This is a genomic window from Bradyrhizobium sp. 191 (genome assembly GCF_023100985.1).
GTDB classification, from domain to species: Bacteria; Pseudomonadota; Alphaproteobacteria; order Rhizobiales; family Xanthobacteraceae; genus Bradyrhizobium; species Bradyrhizobium diversitatis.
This window is the reverse complement of the sequence record NZ_CP064692.1, coordinates 4,259,853-4,276,880: the sequence shown is the minus strand read 5'-3', so window position 1 is coordinate 4,276,880 and position 17,028 is coordinate 4,259,853. Positions and strand designations below refer to the sequence as shown.

Sequence of the window (17,028 nt, the reverse complement as noted above, 5' to 3'; positions counted from 1 at the left end):
AAAAGGGCGGCTCCAGGAGCCGCCCTTTTCGTCAGATCGCAGAATGAAAGGCCTTAGTTCGCCGCCTTGGGCCTGTCGGCCGTGGCCTTGTTGTCGCCGCCCGGCGTCGGCGCTGCGGAGGCGCTGTTCTTGATGCCATGGAGCAGGTCGCCGGCAAGCTTGAGCGCCTTGTCGTCCTTGGCATCCGGTGGGACGTAGGACTGCGAGCCGGTCTTCTCGTCGCCGTCGTTCTTCAGATGGCCGCGCAGCGAAGCCTCGCCCTTGGTGTCGGTGCGCGACTTCAGCTCGTCCGGCACGTCCTGCAGCACCTCGATGTCGGGCACGATGCCCTTGGCCTGGATCGACTTGCCCGACGGCGTGTAGTAGCGGGCGGTGGTCAACCGCAGCGCGCCGTTACCGCTTCCGAGCGGGATGATGGTCTGCACCGAGCCCTTGCCGAACGAGCGCGTGCCGACGATCGTCGCACGCTTGTGGTCCTGCAGCGCGCCGGCGACGATTTCCGACGCCGAGGCCGAGCCGCCATTGACCAGCACGATGACCGGCCTGCCCTTGGTCAGGTCGCCCGCATGCGCGGTGCGGCGCTGGGTCTCCTCGGCATTGCGGCCGCGGGTCGAGACGATCTCGCCCTTCTCAAGGAAGGAGTCCGAGACGGTGACCGCTTCCTCGAGCAGGCCGCCCGGATTGTTGCGCAGGTCGATGATGAAGCCCTTGAGCTTGTCGCCGCCGATCTGGTTCGTGAGGTTACCGATCTCCCGCTTCAGGCCTTCGGTGGTCTGCTCGTTGAAGGTGGTGATGCGGATGTAGCCGATATCGTCCTGTTCGACGCGCGCGCGCACCGAGCGGACACGGATGTTGTCGCGCACGAGCGTGACGTCGATCGGATTGTCCTGGCCCTTGCGGATGATCTTGAGCTTGATCTTGGTATTGACCGGGCCGCGCATCTTCTCGACCGCCTGGTTCAGCGTCAGGCCCTGCACCGCCTCGTCGTCGAGGTTGGTGATGATGTCGTTGGCCATGACGCCGGCGCGCGAGGCGGGCGTGTCGTCGATCGGCGAGACCACCTTGATCAGGCCGTCTTCCATCGTGACCTCGATGCCGAGACCGCCGAACTCACCGCGGGTCTGCACCTGCATGTCGCGGAAGCTCTTGGCGTCCATGTAGCTCGAATGCGGATCGAGGCCGGTGAGCATGCCGCTGATGGCGGATTCGATCAGCTTGGTGTCGTCGGGCTTCTCGACATAGTCGGAGCGCACGCGCTCGAAGACGTCGCCGAACAGATTGAGCTGGCGATAGGTGTCCGCGGTGGCGGCTCGCGCGCTGGAGCCCATGAAGACCGCGCGCGGCTGGGTCACGAACAGCGTCAGCGCTGCACCGGTGGCGGCGCTGAGGAGGATTACTGAAGTCTTGCGCATCATCCGCGAACCTTCTCGCCTTCATTTGCGGCCCACCATGGGCCTGGATCGATTGGAGTGCCGTCTTTACGGAACTCGACATACAGCACAGGTTGACTCGCGTTCGTGGCGAGAATGGAGGCGACTTGTGAGGTCGACCCCATGGTCGCGACCGGCTCCCCCGTGAGCACAAACTGTCCGATGTTGACCGAAATGCGCTCCATCCCGGCGATCAGGACATGATACCCGCCACCGGCGTTTAGGATCAAGAGTTGTCCATAGCTGCGGAACGGCCCGGCATAGACCACCCAGCCGTCACACGGCGTCGTGACCTGGGAGCCGGGCCTGGTGGCCAGCGAAATCCCCTTCTGGACCCCGCCAACCCCGTCGGAACCGCCAAAGTCCCTGATCTTGTTACCGTTAACAGGGAGAGGCAAAAGGCCCTTGGCGGAAGCGAAGGCGATCGCCGGGGTGTTGCGGGACTTGTCCTTGAAAGCGCCCGGGCCCGACTTGGCGTCGATGTTGGCGCTGGCGGCCGCCTTGGCCTCGGCCTGCCTTGCGGCCTCCGCGGCCTTCTCGGCAGCCTTGGCTGCGCTCTGCAGGTCCTGCTCCATCTTGGCGATCAGCCCCTGGAGATCGCCGACCTGCCGTGAAAGCGCGATGGCGCGCGAACTCTCGGCGTCCAGGTCCTTTTCGCGTGCCGCCTGCTGGCGCTGCCGCTCGTCGACCAAAGCGGCGAGCCGGGTCTGGTCGTTGCGGACCCTGTCGCGGTCAGAGGCGAGCTGGTCGCGCTCGGTGGCGATGGCCTTGCGCAAGGCCACGAGCTCGCCGAGCTCGGCCGCGATCTTCTCGGCGCGGCCGCGCAATTCCGGCACGACGGCGCCGAGCAGCATCGCCGTGCGCAGTGATTGCAGCGCATCTTCGGGCCGCACCAGCAGCGCCGGCGGCGTGCGCCTTCCGGCGCGCTGCAAGGCCGCGAGCACTTCGACGATGTCGGCCCGGCGTGAATCGAGCGAGCTGCGCATCTGCTGCTCGCGGCCGTTCAGCGCGCGCAGCCGCGCTTCGGCCTCGTCGATCTTGCTCTCCACGGTGCGCACATTGGCGGCGGTCTCGATCAGCTGCTGATTGAGCTGGGTGCGGTCCTGGCCGAGCGCGGTGATCTCGGCCTTGAGCTTGGCCTGCGCTTCTTCCGCGCTTCGTTGCCTGGCGCGCGCAGCTTCCAGCTCCTGCTCGCGCTGCTTGATCGCGTCGGGCGAGATGGCTGCGGTCTGCGGCGCCGGTGTTGCCGTCTGGGCTTGCGCGAGGCTTGCGCCGGCGACGTTGGCGATCAGCAGCAGGTTGAGAATCGGCGCTCGCATCGCTTCTCGGCAAAAGTGCTCGTTGTGGCGCGCATCACGCGCGGTGATAGGGATGGCCCGCCAGAATCGTGGCGGCCCGATAAAGCTGTTCCAGAAGCATGACGCGGACCATTTGGTGCGGCCAGGTCGCAGAGCCGAACGCGATCGCGAGCTTGGCCTTACGGCGCAATTCGGGCGAAAGTCCGTCCGCCCCACCGATCACGAAGATAGTATGTCCGGCGCCTTCGTCGCGCCAGCGTCCGAGATGCCGTGCGAATACGGTGGACTCGAGATTCTGGCCACGTTCGTCCAGCGCCACCAGGACGGATCTTTCCGGGATATGCGCCGAGATCGCCGCGGCCTCTTCGGCCATCCGTGTCGCGGGATCGCGCGCGCGGCTCTCGGGAATTTCGTGGATGCTGAGCTCGCGGAATCCAAGCTTGCGGCCGGCCTCGTCGAACCGCTCGAAATAGCGGTCGGCAAGCTCCCGTTCGGGGCCCTGCTTCAGCCGGCCCACCGCAATGACAGCAACACGCATGATATCTTCAGGGTCTGATATCGTCAGGGTCGCGTTTCAAGACCGCGCGCAACAAGCGCGCGCACGACGCTAGCATGCGCGTCAGCCGATTCGAAATCGGCTCGATGAGCCTAGATCGCCTTCGCCGCCCCTGGGCCCTGCGTGTACAATCTCTCGAGATTGTAGAACTCGCGGACCTCGGGTCTGAACACGTGCACGATCACGTCGCCGGAATCGATCAGCACCCAGTCGCAATTGGGCAAGCCCTCGACATGGATGTTCTTGATGCCGTTTTCCTTGAGGCTCTTGGTGACGTTTTCCGCGATCGCGCCGACGTGCCGGTTCACCCGGCCGGTGGTCACGATCATGTAGTCGGAGTACGCCGATTTGCCGCGAAGGTCGATGGTGACCGTCTCTTCCGCCTTCATATCCTCGAGGCGGGAGAGGATCAGGCTCAGCGTCTTGTCGGCGTCGGGTTGCGCCTTCAAGGCCGCAGCTTTGGTCGATGTTTTACGCGTAGGCTTGGCAACCTTGGGTAAAACAGGCTTGGACAATACAGATGTGGTCAGGGACCATTCCTTTCACTGTATCGCGAACGCGAATCCGGCGCTCACTGGTTACACTACATCATGTGGGGTTAAGGGTTTCAATATGCCAGAGAGCCTTCAGCCCGCACAGTTCGTCTCACTTCGTACCTTTCCAGCTCCCGTCCGGGTTCCGCAGGCCCGTCGAGGAGAGGTTCAGCTTCAATCCGGTCAGGAACACCCAGGCGGGCGCCGGCCGATCCGCAAGTCCTGCTGCCTTCGTCTCGGGCAGGCGGTAGCGCGATAACGCCTGGGCGGCGGGGGAGGCGAGGGCACGAAAACTCTGCGGCGGGCGATCGATGATGGCCATCGGCACCTGGGCGGCGATGCGCCGCCAGTCCTGCCAACGGTGGAATTGAGCGAGATTGTCGGCGCCCATGATCCAGACAAAGCGCAGGCCAGGGAAGCGGCGGCGCAACGTGTTGATCGTATCGATAGTGTAGCGCGTACGGATGACGGATTCGAGACAGCTCACCTCGATGCGCGGATCATCAGCAACGTCGCGCGCGGCCTGCATGCGCGCGCCGAGCTCGTGCAGCGTGCCGTTCTCCTTCAGCGGATTGCCGGGCGTGACCAGCCACCACACGCGATCGAGCTGCAATCGCTTCAGCGCAAACTGGCTGATGGCGCGATGCGCCCGATGCGGCGGATTGAAGGAGCCGCCGAGCAGGCCGATGCGCATGCCCGGCGTGTGGGGCGGGACCGCTTGCGCCGGGGAACGCGGCACGACGAAATTGTTGCTCAATGCCCGCGCCTCGCGACGTCTACGGCCGGGTCTGCCCGGTGCCGTGGACGCGATATTTGAAGCTCGTCAACTGCTCGGCGCCGACCGGACCGCGGGCGTGAAACCGGCCGGTGGCAATTCCGATCTCGGCGCCGAAACCGAACTCGCCGCCGTCGGCGAACTGCGTCGAGGCGTTGTGCAGCACGATCGCGGAATCGACCTCGCTCAGGAACTTCTTCGCGGCAGCCTCGTCCGCGCTCACGATCGCGTCGGTGTGATGCGAGCCGTGGGTCTGGATGTGCGCGATCGCGCCGTCGACGCCGTCGACCACCTTCGCCGCGATGATCGCGTCGAGATATTCGGTGTCCCAATCGTCTTCGCTGGCAGGCTTGACCCGTGCATCGCTGTTCTGCACGGCGTCGTCGCCGCGCACCTCGCAGCCGGCATCGAGCAGCATCTCGACCAGCGGCTTCAGGGTGTTGCCGGCAGCGGCGCGATCGACCAGCAGCGTCTCGGCCGCGCCGCAGACGCCGGTGCGTCGCATCTTGGCATTGAGCACGATCGACTTCGCCATTGCGAGGTCGGCGCTGCCATCGACATAGACGTGGTTGACGCCTTCGAGATGCGCGAACACCGGCACGCGCGCCTCCTGCTCGACGCGCGCGACGAGGCTCTTGCCTCCGCGCGGCACGATCACGTCGATCGCACCGTTCAGGCCTGACAGCATCATGCCGACCGCGGCGCGGTCGCGCGTCGGCACCAGCGTGATCGCAGCTTCGGGAAGGCCCGCTTCGCGCAGGCCCTGCACCAGGCACTCATGAATGGCACGGCAGGAGCGAAAACTGTCGGAGCCGCCGCGCAGGATCACGGCATTGCCGGACTTCAGGCACAGCACGCCGGCGTCCGCCGCAACGTTCGGACGGCTCTCGAAGATGACGCCGACCACGCCGAGCGGCACGCGTACGCGCTCGATGGTCATGCCGTTCGGCCGCTGCCAGCTCTCGGTGACGACGCCGATGGGATCGGCGATGCCGCGGACGATGGCGATCCCTTCGGCCATGCCTTCGATCCGCGCCGGCGTCAGCGTCAGGCGGTCGATGAAGGAGGAGGTTGCGTTGCCGGAGGCGCGGGCTTCCGCGACGTCCTCGGCATTGGCGGCGAGAATCGCGGCCGCATGGTTGCGGATCGCCCGCTCCATCGCGTCCAGCGCGCGGTTCTTCTGCTCCGGCGGCGCCAGCGCCAGCACGCGCGCGGCAGCGCGGGCCCGGGTTCCGAGATCGGACATCAGCGCCTGAAGATCGGCATTGCCGTCAACGGCTTTCAGGGGGGCGGCCATGGGTTCAACCTTCTGCTAAGGCGGTGTCCTAGCACGGAAATCCTGCTTTTGCGAAGGGCGGGGCGGGTATGGCAGGTCTCCCGGCGCTCGCTGCTGGGGTGGGCTGATGGCTCAGCCTCCGGCGTCGTGGCCGAGCTTGTCCCAGCCATCCACGCATCACCTTCGCCGTCATTCCGGGATGGTCCGAAGGACCAGACCCGGAATCTCGAGATTCCGGGTTCGGCGCTGGCGCGCCGCCCCGGAATGACGGTGCGGTCACTTACCCGCCCACCACGAGATCGTCGCGGTGGATCATCTCGGAGCGCCCGCTGATGCCGAGGATGCTCATCACGTCCGGGGAGGAGCGGCCCTTGATCCGCTCGGCGACCTCGGCGTCATAGGCGATCAGGCCGCGGCCGACCTCGCTGCTGTCGGGGCCGCGGACGATGACGGCATCGCCGCGGGCGAACTGGCCCTCCACCTTGATCACGCCGGCCGGCAACAGGCTGGCGCCGGCGCGCAGCGCCGTCACGGCACCCGCATCGATCGTCAGCGTGCCCTTCGGCTCCAGCGTGCCTGCGATCCAGCGCTTTCGCGAGGTGATGGGGTTAGCCGGCGTCAGGAACCAGGTGCAGCGGCCGCCATTGGCGATCGCCTGCAGGGGATGCTCGATCTTGCCGGAGGCGATCAGCATGTGGGTGCCGCCCGTCGTGGCGATCTTGGCCGCCTCGACCTTGGTGCGCATGCCGCCGCGCGACAGCTCGGACTCGGCGTCTCCCGCCACCGCCTCGATCTCCGAGGAGATGCTCTCGACCACGGGAATGAGCTTTGCGTCCGGATTGTTCTTCGGCGGGGCGTCGTAGAGCCCGTCGATGTCGGACAGCAACACGAGCAGGTCGGCGCTCGCCATGGTGGCGACGCGCGCGGCGAGGCGGTCATTGTCGCCGTAGCGGATTTCGTTGGTGGCCACCGTGTCGTTCTCGTTGATCACGGGGATCGCGCGCCATTCCAGCAGCTTGCCGATGGTGGAGCGGGCGTTGAGATAGCGGCGGCGCTCCTCGGTGTCCTGGAGCGTCACCAGGATCTGGCCGGCGCCGATGCCGTGCGCCCCCAGCACCTCGGACCAGATCCGCGCCAGCGCGATCTGGCCGACCGCGGCGGCGGCCTGGCTCTCCTCCAGCTTCAGCGGACCGCGCGGCAGCTTGAGGCGGCTGCGGCCGAGCGCGATCGAGCCGGAGGAAACCACGAGGACGTCGCGTCCCTCGCTGTGCAGCCTGGCCATGTCGTCCGCGAGCGCGGCGAGCCAGGACGCGCGTACCTCGCCCTTGTCGGAATCCACCAGCAGTGCGGAGCCGACCTTGACGACGATACGGCGGAATTGACTGAGTTCGGGGCTGGCCATGTGTGTATGCGCTGGCGCGTGTGGCGAATTGCTCTGCATCGGAAGCGGCGGAGCGAAAGAGCGGCGCCGGTGAGGCCTGCTTTTGCAGCAGGACGATGGCCGGCGCAAGGCGGGCGAGATGGTAAACGGCCAACGTCGGCCTTGTCTTGGACGCCAAGCCGGTTCTAATGCCGGCAACCAAAAACGGGCTTGGAGAGGAAACGTATGGATCGCCGCAAATTCATGACCGGATGCCTCGGCCTGCCGCTCCTGGCGCATGCGGGTGGAGCGCAGGCGCAGGCCGGGCTGAGCAAGATCATCTTCCCGTTCGCAGCCGGAGCTGGCGGCGATACGCTATGCCGGCTGATCGCGCAGGAGATGGCCCCGGTGCTGCAACGGACCATCGTGGTCGAGAACCGCACCGGCGGCGACGGCCTGATCGGGATCAAGGCGGTGAAGGGCGCAAGCCCCGACGGCAGCATGGTGCTGGTGACGACGGGCCCCACCATGTACCTGCTGCCGATGGTGGAGACGACCCCGAGCTTCGACACGGCCAGGGACTTCATGCCGGTGTCGCTGCTGGCGCGGTTCGAGTTCGCCGTCGTGATCGGCCCGGGGATCGACGCCGCCGATTTCAAGTCATTCGTGGCGTGGCTGAAGGCGCATCCGGACAAGACGTCGTTCGGGGTGCCGAGCAACGGCACTATTCCGCATTTCATGGGCTCCAAGCTCGAGAAGGATCTCGGCATTCCCCTGACCCGGGTGCCCTATCGCGGCAGCGCCCCGATCCTCAACGACCTCGTCGGCGGCCACATCTCGTTCGGCATCGTGACATTGGCCGATGCGCTGCCGCAGCACCGCGCCAAGGGCGTGAAGATCATCGCGGTCTCGAGCGTGGAGCGCTCGCCGTTCGCGCCCGACGTTCCGACGCTGAAGGAGAACGGCATCGATCTCGTCGCGGACGCCTGGTACGGCATGTGGCTTCCCGCCGGCAGCCCGCCGGAGTTTGCGAGCAAGCTCGGCGCGGCCGCAAGCGCGGCGCTGGCCAAGCCGGAGGTGAAGGAGAAGCTGACGGCGATCGGAATGATTCCGGTCGGCAGCAACGCGGATGGATTGACGAAGGAACTCGCCGCAAACACGGCGTTCTGGCAGCCGATCGTGAAGGCGACGGGCTACAAGATCGAGAATTGAATCTATTTGGTCGACAATGACAGAGCGGTTACTCGGCGCGGCGCGCGTGTTTGCGAGCAATTATCAGATCGTCGTGTGCGACGATCCATTCAGGTCCCTTGAGAGCGAGGAGAACTGGGACGCGGAGAAAACCAGGCAAGGTTTTGCCGGCGTGCCGGCGTTTCGAATGATTGGCACCGAAGCCGATCTTAACGACCATTGGGTTGAGCTGGTGTCGAGTGACGGGCCGCCTTCATCGGATGAGTGGCAGCGGATCACGTGCGTGCATTTCAGTTGCGAGAGCGGGCATATTCACGTCATGTCGGTGATCGACACCGATCCTCCAATTTCTGCGGATATCGAGCGGGGTGACTACGCAGTCTACGTGGCTGGGCAAAATCTCGGAGTTGACCAGTCGAGCCTCGGTGAGACGGCCAAACTCTCGGACGCTGAAATCGCCGAGCGAAAGGATATGGAGTGGTACCGGCTCTTTCTGGTACCAGGTAAGCCGAAATTTGAAGGCCGTTTGGTCGACCGTTAGTCGGCAGCATTTGCGCGGTCGTCGCTGGGCTTGATGCCTAGAGAGAGCGGCGCGCTCTCTCTATCCCCTCATCCTGAGGAGCGCGCTTTTGCGCGCGTCTCGAAGGATGAAAGGCCCCGCTGCTGCGGCTCGGCCTGCATGGTTCGAGACGGCGCTGTCGCGCCTCCTCACCATGAGGGTCTTATAGTTTCGCGCGCTGCGCGATGCCGTCCTTGATCGCCGCGAGCTCTTTCTCGTCCCAGATGCCGATCAAGACCCCACCCTTCACCTGGAGCTGGTTATCGGCATAGGCCGCGATCTTCTCGCGCGGCGTGGTGATGTGGCCGTTCGGATGCAGCGCCCAGTCGAACAGCTCGGCCTGGAGGCGCGCGATGATGCCCGCGCATTCCGGATCGTCGCCGCGATCGACGTATTCCTGAGGATCGGTTTCCAGGTCGTACAGCATCGGGCGGAAGCCGGAGGCGTGAATGTATTTCCAGCGGCCGTCGAACACCATGAACAGGCGGCAGCGTTCAATCGGCTGGTTCAGCTTCAGCCGGACGTCCTGCATGGCGTAGTCGTATTCGGAGAATGCCACCTTGCGCCAATCCGGCGGCGTCGGCCCGCGCAGCAGCGGGAGCAGCGAACGTCCTTCGAGGATGTGGCCCGGCACCTTGCCGCCGAAATAATCGACGAAGGTCGGCGCAAGATCGATCGCCTCGACCAGCGCGTCGCTGTGCGTGCCCCGCGTGGCGTCGGCCTCCTTCGAGGGATCGATGATGATGAGCGGGATCTTCGCCGACTGTTCGTGGAACAGATCCTTCTCGCCCATCCAGTGATCGCCGAGATAGTCGCCGTGATCTGAGGTGAACACGATCATGGTGGTGTCCAAGAGGCCTCGGTCCTCCAGGAACTTCATCAGCACGCCCATCTGGTCGTCGATCTGCGTGATCAGGCCCATATAGGTCGGGATCACCTTGTCGCGGGCATCGTCGCGCGCCATGTTGCGGGAGTAGCGCATGTCCATATAGGCGCCGAACACGGGATGCGGATTCTGTCGCTCGCGCTCGGAGCGGATTGCCGGAATCATGTCATCGGTCGAATACATGCTCGCATAGGGCTCCGGCGCGATGTAGGGCCAGTGCGGCTTGATGTAGGACAGGTGCAGGCACCACGGCCGGCCGTCGGTCTCGGCCTCGGTGATGAAGTCCATCGCGCGCCGCGTCATGTAGGGCGTCTCGGAATGCTCGTCCGGCACGCGCGCGGCCTTGTCGGCATGCACCAGCAGCCAGCCGTTCTGCAGGGAGCCATCGTCGGCCGCGCCTGAATTGGCCCAATGCTCCCAGGGATTGGTTGCTTCAAAGCCCTGCTGGCGCAGATAGTCATCGTATTTCGGTCGCGGCCGCCCCGTGGGATGCAGGCCGTCGTCGCGCTCGTAAGGCTCGAACCCGCATTCGGCGACGTGCACGCCGATGATCGATTCCGGCGGGATGCCGAGCGCCTTCATGCCCTCGAGGTCGGGCGCCATGTGGGTCTTGCCGACCAGCACGTTGCGCACGCCGATCTTGCCCAGGTGATCGCCGAGCGTGGGCTCGCCGACGCGCAGCGGCCAGCCGTTCCAATGCGAGCCGTGCGAACGCATGTAGCGCCCGGTGTAGAACGACATCCGCGACGGCCCGCAGATCGGCGACTGCACATAGGCGTTGGTGAACAGCACGCCGCGCTTCGCCATGGCGTCGATGTTCGGTGTCTTCAGCGTGGGATGGCCGGTGCAGCCGAGATAATCATAGCGAAGCTGGTCGCACATGATCCAGAGAACGTTCTTCGCGCGCGCCATGCGTTCATCCCTGCATTTTCTTGATTATTTGATGCTGCTCTATCGAGAGCGCGATGACAAGCCGGGTGATGCGCGCATTCATAGCCGCATCCTCCGCTGTCGTCCCTGCGAACGCAGGGACCCATAACCCCAGGCAGTGGTTTGGCGAAGACTGGTCGTTCGGGGACTACGACCATCCGCAATCGATGGATCACGCGGTATGGGTCCCTGCGTTCGCAGGGACGACAGTGAGAGCTTAAGCCGACCACGGCTCCGCTTCCGCCGCGCTCTTCGCCTTGGCGGAGACCGGGCTCTCGCCGATCACGTCCGCGAGCGCACGCAAGGCTTCTTTCACGCCTTGGCCCGTGGCGCCGGACAGCAGCAGCGGCGTCTTCTTCGCGGCGCGCTTGAGGCGGTCCTTCTGCTTCTTGAGCTCGTCCGGCTCGACCGCGTCGATCTTGTTCAGCGCGACGATCTCGATCTTGTCGGTGAGCTGTCCGCCATAGGCGTCGAGCTCCTTGCGCACGGTCTTGTAGGCCTTGCCGGCGTGCTCGCAGGTCGCGTCGACGAGATGCAGCAGCACCCGGCAGCGTTCGACATGGCCGAGGAAGCGGTCGCCGAGGCCCGCGCCTTCATGCGCGCCCTCGATCAGACCGGGAATATCGGCCAGCACGAACTCGCGGCCGTCGGCGTTCACGACTCCGAGCTGCGGATGCAGCGTGGTGAAGGGATAGTCGGCGATCTTGGGCTTCGCCGCGCTGACCTTGGAGAGGAAGGTCGACTTGCCGGCATTGGGCAGGCCGACGAGTCCGGCATCGGCGATCAGCTTCAGCCGCAGCCAGATCCAGCGCTCCTCGCCGGGCTGGCCGGGATTGGCGTTGCGCGGCGCGCGGTTGGTCGACGACTTGAAATGCGCGTTGCCGAAGCCGCCATTGCCGCCCTCGGCCAGCACGAACTTCTCGCCCACCTTGGTGAAGTCGTGGATCAGCGTCTCGCGATCCTCGTCGAAGATCTGGGTACCGACCGGCACCTTGAGCACGATGTTCTTGCCGTTGGCGCCGTGGCGGTCCGAGCCCGAGCCGTTCTCGCCCTTCTGGGCCTTGAAGTGCTGCTGGTAGCGGTAGTCGATCAGCGTGTTGAGGCCATCGGCGACCTCGATGATGACGTTACCGCCGCGGCCGCCATTGCCGCCGGAGGGACCGCCGAATTCGATGAACTTCTCGCGGCGGAACGCCACGCAGCCGTTCCCGCCGTCGCCGGAGCGGATATAGACCTTTGCTTCGTCGAGGAATTTCATGGGCCATAGGTAGGCCAGCAGGTCCCCCGCGGCAACCCGCATTGCCCCGCGGTTTGGCCGAATTTCTCGCGAAATCGCGCCTTGCTTAACCTGCCGGGCGGCGCCGGATCAGGAATTTCTGCAGGCCGTCCAGCACCAGCTCCTTGCGCTGGTTGAACACGGTACTGCGAAGCGTCACCACGCCGGTCGAGCGACCCGGCACCAGCTCGGTGACTTCGAGCGCGGGGTAGATCGTGTCGTCGGCGAACACCGGCTTGAGGAACCGGCTCGATTGCTCGAGGAAGCCGACCAGGGAGTCCTCGACCATGAACGGAAACAGGCCGGCGCCGGGCGCGGTGTGGATCAAGGTCTGGAAGCCGTGGGCGAGCAGATGCGGCATGCCGCGGCTGCGGCAATATTCCACGTCGTAGTGCACCGGATGGGTGTCGCCGCTCGCGGTCTGGAATGCGGCGAACACCGCCGAGGTCTGGGTTCGGCTCGGCAGCACGAAACGCTCGCCGACGACGAAATCCTCAAACCAGCGTTGCGCGGGGATCATGCGATGCTGGGTGGGATCGAAGTCGGTCATGTCAGAGCTCTTTCGTCGCTGGGGCGTTCATCGCTACCGCGATGCGAAGAGTGCGACAATCCGTTCAATTCGGCTTGCGCGGGCTTGCCGCGGCGGCTCCCGTCATTAAAACGACCGCAAGCGACCCTATTCGCCGCTTTTCGACGCTCCCTCCGCCCGTCATTGCGAGCGGAGCGAAGCAATCCAGACTGCCTCCATCGAAGCAGTCTGGATTGCTTCGTCGCAGGAGCTCCTCGCAATGACGAGCCTCTGAATCCGCACCCTTGCCAATGTCCCTGTTCAAGACCCTCTCAGCCTATGACGACCGCTCGGCGCGGCTGGCCGGCATCGCGCTGATGGTGCTGTCGATCTTCATGTTCTCGTTCGGCGACGCCATGGGCAAGTTTCTGGTCGGCACCTATTCGGTTGGCCAGCTCTTGTTTCTGCGTGCCTGCGCGGCGCTGCTCCTGCTGTCGCCGATGATCTGGACGCAGCGTCACCAGTTCCTGCATCTGGAGCGGCCGGGCTTGCAGCTGATTCGCGTCGTGCTGTCGACGTTGGAAGTCGCGGCGTTCTTTCTCGCGACGGTCTATCTGCCGCTTGCCGACGTCATCACCTATTATCTGGCCGGTCCGATCTTCGTCACTGCGATGTCGGCGATCTTCTTAGGCGAGAAGGTCGGCTGGCGGCGCTGGACCGCCATCCTGATCGGCTTTTGCGGCGTCTTGATCGCGCTGCGCCCGTCCGCGCAGACCGTCAGCCTGCCGGCGCTGATCGCGCTCGGCGGCAGCCTGTCGTTTGCGACCCTGATGCTGATCACGCGCAGCCTGCGCAAGACGCCCGACATCGTGATGGCGTCTTCGCAATTCGTCGGCACGTTCTCGCTCGGCGCGGTGCTGTCGGCGTTTCACTGGGTGCCGCCGACGCCAGGCAGCCTCGTGATCTTCGCCGCCGCCGGTCTGATTTCGGTGACCGCGCTGTTCTGCGTCAACCGTTCGCTCAAGCTGGCGCCGGCCAGCGTCGTCGTGCCCTACCAATATTCGATGATCGTGTGGGCCGTGATCTTCGGCTTCGTCGTGTTCGGCGACGTGCCGTCGATCGCAACCCTCGTCGGCGCCGCCATCATCATCGGTGCCGGGTTCTACATCTATTTGCGCGAGCGGGATCTGGGGCACGCGACGCCCGAGGTGAATCCGCCGGCGTAGCCACGACGTCGTCCCGGGGCGCGCGAAGCGCGAGCCCGGGACCCATACCCACAGGGAGTGGTGTGACGAAGACTCGGAGTGGGAGTTCTGCCCCTCACTCCTCCCTGGGATTATGGGTCCCGGGCTCGCGACTTCGTCGCGCCCCGGGACGACAGCGGAGAATGTGGTGAGCTCTTGCGCTATTTCATGCGTCGCGCACTGCTCCAGCTCTTCAGCGACGCCCAGACGCCGCGCGAGAGGCGGAAGCAGTCGACGGGCGTCGAGGAACCCAGCGCCAGGAAGCGGTGCAGCTGCACGCCGCTCCACTGGAAGCCGCACTTCTCCAGCACGTTGCGCGAGGCCGGATTGGTGACGCGCGCGCCGGCATGGAGATGCTCGTCCTCGAACTCCTCGAAGAAGAAATCGATCGCGCCGCGTGCGGCTTCGGTCGCATAACCCAGGCCCCAGTGCTCGACGCCGAGCCAGTAGCCGAGTTCGGCGTTGCCGGGCGTGGAGCAGTCGATGCCGACCATGCCGACCGGCCCGGTGTCGTGCTCGATCAGGAACACGGTCTCGCTGCCGAGCGCGGCGGTGGCGCGGATGAATGCGACGGCGTCGTCCTGCGAATAGGGATGCGGCAGGCGCCGCGTGTTCTCGGCGACACGGCGGTCATTGGCGAGCCGGGCGATGGTCCTGACGTCGGCGAGGGTCGGCCGCCGCAAGGTCAGCCGCTCGGTGGCGACGACGCTGGGTCTCGCCTCCTGCAAGGTCACGCTCGAGAAATCCTGCAACATGTCCGGCTCCGTGAAAGTCACTAATTCGAAGTGAGCAAGTCAAAGAAAAGGGGAGGCCGGTTTCCCGCCTCCCCTGGAGCCTTCGATCTCTCGATCTCTAGGACTCCGCCGGTTCAGTCGGGACCGGCGGACTCCAAATTTGATCCACCGTCTATTCAGCCGCCTCGGCGATCGGGAGTACCGATACGAAGGTGCGGCCGTTGGCTTTAGCCTGGAACGCAACGCGGCCCTCGATCTTGGCGAACAGAGTGTGGTCTGTGCCCATGCCGACATTAAGGCCCGGGTGCCAGGTCGTGCCGCGCTGACGCGCAATGATGTTGCCGGGAGTGACGATCTCCCCGCCGAACGCCTTGATACCGAGGCGCTTGCCTTTGGAATCGCGTCCGTTACGCGATGAACCGCCTGCTTTTTTGTGAGCCATGGCTCGTCTCCGAAATCCTGCGTATGTCTAGGTCAATTCCTTGACGGAATCATTTCAAAAGGTCTCACGCCTCAATTCGTGAACTGGCGTGATCGAATCTCGTTACTCGGCGGCTTCGGCTGCCGGCTCCTTGGCCACCTTCTCCCGCTTCGGGCGCGGGCCCTTGGTGGGCTTGGCGCCGTCCGTCAGGATCTCGCTGACGCGCAGCACGGTGATCTCGTCGCGGTAGCCGCGCTTGCGGCGCGAGTTCTTGCGGCGGCGCTTCTTGAACGCGATGACCTTGGGGCCGCGCTTGTGGTCGAGCACCTCGACCGCCACGGAGGCACCTGCCACCGTCGGGACGCCCAGCACCGGCGTGTCGCCGCCGACCACCAGAACTTCATTCAACTGCACGATCGAGCCGACTTCGCCTTCGATCTTGCCTACTTCCAGGACATCATCCGGCACGACACGGTATTGCTTGCCGCCGGTTTTGATGACTGCGAACATCGTTTTTTTCCTTCGTGTTCAATCCCGGCCTCGCGACTGATATCGTCGGGGCCGGCTTTTTGTCAGTCGCTAAGGGTTCATGCGCGTTTGTGCGGGCGGGGCTTACCCCTTTGAAAACCCACGCAAAAACAAGCGGCGCGAGAAACGCCCCGCGCCGGCTGTGGGACTTATAGCCGCTGGACGCCGCGAGTCAAGGAAAACCGCGGGAAAAGGCCCGAGATCTGAAGGATTTGGAGCGTTTGCGAGAGCCGAGCGGAATCTCGGCCCGGGCTGCAACCATCGGGTTCCCTCGCCGTTGTCCTCGCAAATCTCTCGCGGGCAAGGGCTATCATGGCAACGGACGAACTGGTCAAGACAACGGGCATCGCCCAGCACGGCGCCGAGCGGCTGCCGTCGGTGGATGTCGACAGCTTCAACATCGAGATCAAGGACGAGGACGGTTTTCTCGGCGACCGCGCCAGCAAGGGCGCGTTCCGGGACGTCCTCGAGCGCTGGCGCAAGCCGCTGCGCAAGACGGGGGAGGACCCGTTCGGCAAGGTGCCGACGGAGGAGATCAACAAGAAGACGCTGGACGCCATTCTGGTCGGCGACGACACCGAGGCCTCGGCCGTGGTGCACAGCGCGATCGAGGATTTCTCCCAGGAACTGGCCTATGTCACGCGACGCTTCCTCAAGACCAAGGCCTGGGCCAAGACCGAGCGCATCGTCGTCGGCGGCGGTTTTCGCGATTCCCGGCTCGGCGAGCTCGTGATCGCCCGTGCCGAGATCATCCTGAAGTCGGAGGACTTCAAGATCGACCTGCAGCCGATTCGCCATCATCCCGACGAAGCCGGCCTGCTCGGCGCGCTGCATCTGGCGCCGTCCTGGATCTTCGAAGCCCATGACAGCATCCTCGCCGTCGATATCGGCGGCACCAACATCCGCTGCGGCCTGGTGGAAACCAGCTGGAAAAAGGCCAAGGATCTGTCGAAGGCCAAGGTGGTGCATTCCGAACTGTGGCGCCACGCCGATGACGAGCCGACGCGCGAAGGCGCGGTGAAGCGGCTCACCAAGATGCTGAAGGGGCTGATCACGGAAGCCGAGACCGAAGGCTACAAGCTCGCGCCTTTCATCGGCATCGCCTGCCCCGGGGTGATCAACGCGGACGGCTCGATCGAGAAGGGCGCGCAGAACCTGCCGGGCAATTGGGAGAGCAGCAAGTTCAACCTGCCGGCGAGCCTCGTCGAGGCGATCCCCGTCATCGGCGAGCACGACACCGCGATCCTGATGCACAATGACGGCGTCGTTCAGGGCCTGTCGGAAGTGCCGTTCATGCAGGATGTCGGGCGCTGGGGCGTGCTCACCATCGGCACCGGGCTCGGCAATGCGCGCTTCACCAACCGCCGCAAGGAGAACGGCAACGGCAAGGACCGGGATTCCACGGAGAACGGGAAGAAAAAGGGCAAGTCAGACAACAAGGCGGACAAGGAGTAACCTTGACCGGTTAGGTTAAGGGGCGGATTGCGTTGCGCCATGCGGACCGCACGCTACGGTCGAAATCG

At 65.0% G+C, this 17,028-nt stretch carries 17 protein-coding genes; 4 read left to right on the top strand and 13 right to left on the bottom strand.

Annotation, left to right across the window (positions count from 1 at the left end; translation table 11 throughout):
• Nucleotides 1-53: 53 nt before the first annotated feature.
• The 7 genes from IVB23_RS19855 to proB all read right to left on the bottom strand — a co-directional run bounded on the left by IVB23_RS19855 (nt 54) and on the right by proB (nt 7,270).
• Nucleotides 54-1,415 carry a S41 family peptidase gene (locus tag IVB23_RS19855; protein WP_061880214.1) on the bottom strand — a complete coding sequence of 454 codons (1,362 nt, stop codon included), beginning with the start codon at nt 1,413-1,415 and terminating at the stop codon, nt 54-56.
• Nucleotides 1,412-2,749: a peptidoglycan DD-metalloendopeptidase family protein gene (locus IVB23_RS19850; RefSeq protein WP_247799758.1), complete on the bottom strand. Its 1,338-nt coding sequence runs from the start codon at nt 2,747-2,749 to the stop codon at nt 1,412-1,414. The genes IVB23_RS19855 and IVB23_RS19850 overlap by 4 nt, the downstream gene beginning before the upstream one ends.
• A gap of 34 nt (nt 2,750-2,783) precedes the next feature.
• A complete protein-coding gene (gene rlmH / locus IVB23_RS19845) occupies nt 2,784-3,266 on the bottom strand; it encodes a 23S rRNA (pseudouridine(1915)-N(3))-methyltransferase RlmH (RefSeq protein ID WP_247799757.1) in 483 nt (160 codons plus the stop codon).
• A 110-nt stretch (nt 3,267-3,376) separates the two neighbouring features.
• Nucleotides 3,377-3,733: a ribosome silencing factor gene (rsfS, locus tag IVB23_RS19840; RefSeq protein WP_024338888.1), complete on the bottom strand. Its 357-nt coding sequence runs from the start codon at nt 3,731-3,733 to the stop codon at nt 3,377-3,379.
• Nucleotides 3,734-3,929: 196 nt separating this feature from the next.
• On the bottom strand, nt 3,930-4,574 hold the full coding sequence (locus IVB23_RS19835) for a nicotinate-nucleotide adenylyltransferase (RefSeq protein WP_247799756.1): 645 nt from the start codon (nt 4,572-4,574) through the stop codon (nt 3,930-3,932).
• Nucleotides 4,575-4,593: 19 nt separating this feature from the next.
• Nucleotides 4,594-5,889 carry a glutamate-5-semialdehyde dehydrogenase gene (locus IVB23_RS19830; RefSeq protein ID WP_247799755.1) on the bottom strand — a complete coding sequence of 432 codons (1,296 nt, stop codon included), beginning with the start codon at nt 5,887-5,889 and terminating at the stop codon, nt 4,594-4,596.
• Nucleotides 5,890-6,148: 259 nt separating this feature from the next.
• Nucleotides 6,149-7,270, bottom strand: coding sequence for a glutamate 5-kinase (proB, locus tag IVB23_RS19825; protein ID WP_197969137.1), 1,122 nt, complete (start codon nt 7,268-7,270; stop codon nt 6,149-6,151).
• 204 nt (nt 7,271-7,474) lie between these two features.
• On the opposite strand from proB, the gene IVB23_RS19820 reads away from it, so the two are divergent.
• Entirely contained in the window at nt 7,475-8,440 is a 966-nt protein-coding gene (locus IVB23_RS19820; protein ID WP_247799754.1) for a Bug family tripartite tricarboxylate transporter substrate binding protein, read from the top strand.
• Between the two features lie 16 nt (nt 8,441-8,456).
• Entirely contained in the window at nt 8,457-8,960 is a 504-nt protein-coding gene (locus IVB23_RS19815) for a hypothetical protein (protein ID WP_197969139.1), read from the top strand.
• Between the two features lie 181 nt (nt 8,961-9,141).
• On the opposite strand, the gene IVB23_RS19810 is transcribed toward IVB23_RS19815, so the two are convergent.
• The 3 genes from IVB23_RS19810 to IVB23_RS19800 all read right to left on the bottom strand — a co-directional run bounded on the left by IVB23_RS19810 (nt 9,142) and on the right by IVB23_RS19800 (nt 12,620).
• Complete coding sequence (locus tag IVB23_RS19810) at nt 9,142-10,776, bottom strand: alkaline phosphatase family protein (RefSeq protein ID WP_197969140.1); 1,635 nt, start codon at nt 10,774-10,776, stop codon at nt 9,142-9,144.
• Nucleotides 10,777-11,011: 235 nt separating this feature from the next.
• The gene (obgE, locus tag IVB23_RS19805; RefSeq protein ID WP_197969141.1) at nt 11,012-12,052 is read right to left on the bottom strand and encodes a GTPase ObgE; all 1,041 of its coding nucleotides are present in this window, start codon (nt 12,050-12,052) and stop codon (nt 11,012-11,014) included.
• 85 nt (nt 12,053-12,137) lie between these two features.
• Nucleotides 12,138-12,620 (bottom strand): MaoC family dehydratase, encoded by a 483-nt coding sequence (locus IVB23_RS19800; RefSeq protein ID WP_061880222.1) that lies wholly within the window; start codon nt 12,618-12,620, stop codon nt 12,138-12,140.
• 269 nt (nt 12,621-12,889) lie between these two features.
• Between IVB23_RS19800 and IVB23_RS19795 the strand changes: the two genes are divergently transcribed.
• Nucleotides 12,890-13,804, top strand: a complete 915-nt coding sequence (locus IVB23_RS19795) for a DMT family transporter (RefSeq protein WP_197969142.1) — start codon at nt 12,890-12,892, stop codon at nt 13,802-13,804.
• A 179-nt stretch (nt 13,805-13,983) separates the two neighbouring features.
• Here IVB23_RS19795 and IVB23_RS19790 read toward each other — a convergent pair whose 3' ends face one another.
• The 3 genes from IVB23_RS19790 to rplU all read right to left on the bottom strand — a co-directional run bounded on the left by IVB23_RS19790 (nt 13,984) and on the right by rplU (nt 15,487).
• Nucleotides 13,984-14,577 (bottom strand): GNAT family N-acetyltransferase, encoded by a 594-nt coding sequence (locus IVB23_RS19790; protein ID WP_197969143.1) that lies wholly within the window; start codon nt 14,575-14,577, stop codon nt 13,984-13,986.
• A gap of 151 nt (nt 14,578-14,728) precedes the next feature.
• Complete coding sequence (rpmA, locus tag IVB23_RS19785; protein ID WP_008538809.1) at nt 14,729-14,998, bottom strand: 50S ribosomal protein L27; 270 nt, start codon at nt 14,996-14,998, stop codon at nt 14,729-14,731.
• Between the two features lie 102 nt (nt 14,999-15,100).
• Nucleotides 15,101-15,487, bottom strand: a complete 387-nt coding sequence (gene rplU / locus IVB23_RS19780; RefSeq protein WP_124163569.1) for a 50S ribosomal protein L21 — start codon at nt 15,485-15,487, stop codon at nt 15,101-15,103.
• Nucleotides 15,488-15,817: 330 nt separating this feature from the next.
• Between rplU and IVB23_RS19775 the strand changes: the two genes are divergently transcribed.
• Nucleotides 15,818-16,960 carry an ROK family protein gene (locus tag IVB23_RS19775; protein WP_197969144.1) on the top strand — a complete coding sequence of 381 codons (1,143 nt, stop codon included), beginning with the start codon at nt 15,818-15,820 and terminating at the stop codon, nt 16,958-16,960.
• The last annotated feature ends 68 nt before the right edge of the window (nt 16,961-17,028 follow it).